This is a genomic window from Amycolatopsis pretoriensis (genome assembly GCF_900107925.1).
GTDB classification, from domain to species: Bacteria; Actinomycetota; Actinomycetes; order Mycobacteriales; family Pseudonocardiaceae; genus Amycolatopsis; species Amycolatopsis pretoriensis.
On sequence record NZ_FNUJ01000031.1, the window covers coordinates 1 to 1,112 of the forward strand.

The following is a 1,112-nucleotide window of genomic DNA, read 5'->3' on the forward strand; positions in this document are numbered from 1 at the left end:
TGTGATGTCCGGGGACGTTGTCCTGAGTTGAGATGACCGGTGACGGCCTGTCGTGCAGACAGGTGAAGGCCTCCGGATGTGAAGTGGAGCTGTCTAGGAACCGCTTCACCCACCGGAGGCCTTCGTGTCCCACCCTAACGCCACCCTGACCCCACGCACCCGCCTGCGGCTCGCCCGCCTGATCGTCGAACAGGGCTGGACCTGCACAGCAGCAGCCAAGATGTTCATGGTCGCCGCCAAGACCGCCGCGAAGTGGGCTCGCCGCTACCGGCTCGAGGGGGCGGCCGGGATGACTGATCGCAGCAGCCGTCCCCACCGCAGCCCGACCCGCACTCCGGGGCCGGTGGTGCGGGCGATCGTGCGGTTGCGGTGGCGCATGAGGCTGGGACCGGTCCAGATCGCCGGCCGGCTCGGGCTGCCCGCATCCACGGTGCACGCGGTGCTGGTGCGCTGCCGGATCAACCGCCTGTCCCGCATCGACCGGGTCACCGGCGAACCGCTGCGCCGCTACGAACACGACCATCCCGGGTCGCTGCTGCATGTCGATGTCACCAAGTTCGGCAACATCCCCGACGGCGGCGGGCACCGCTACGTCGGCCGGCAACAAGGCGACCGCAACAAACGCGCCACCCCGGGCCTGTCCCGCGGCGCGGATTACAAGCCCCGCACCGGCACCGCATTCGTGCACACCGTCATCGACGACCACTCCCGCGTCGCTTACGCCGAAATCCACACCGACGAAACCGCTGCCACCGCCACCGCGGTCCTGCGCCGCGCGGTGGCCTGGTTCGCCGACCTGGGCGTCACCGTCGAACGGGTCCTGTCCGACAACGGCTCGGCCTACCGCTCCCATGCCTGGCGCGGCACCTGCGCCGAGCTGGGGATCGTCCCGAAACGGACCCGGCCTTACCGGCCACAAACCAATGGCAAGATCGAGCGGTTCCACCGGACCCTGGCCGACGGGTGGGCCTACGCCCGCTTCTATCCGTCGGACGCCCTGCGACGCGCGGCGCTACCGGGCTGGCTGCACTTCTACAATCACCATCGACCCCACAGCTCAACCGGCGGCAAGCCGCCGGTCACCCGACTGACCAACCTCCCTGGACATCACA

1 protein-coding gene is annotated in these 1,112 nt (G+C 69.3%); it reads left to right on the forward strand.

The window, feature by feature from the left end; all coding sequences use genetic code 11:
- Nucleotides 1-124: 124 nt before the first annotated feature.
- The coding region (locus tag BLV96_RS48970) for an IS481 family transposase (protein ID WP_091390504.1) at nt 125-1,112 on the forward strand (988 nt) is incomplete at its 3' end.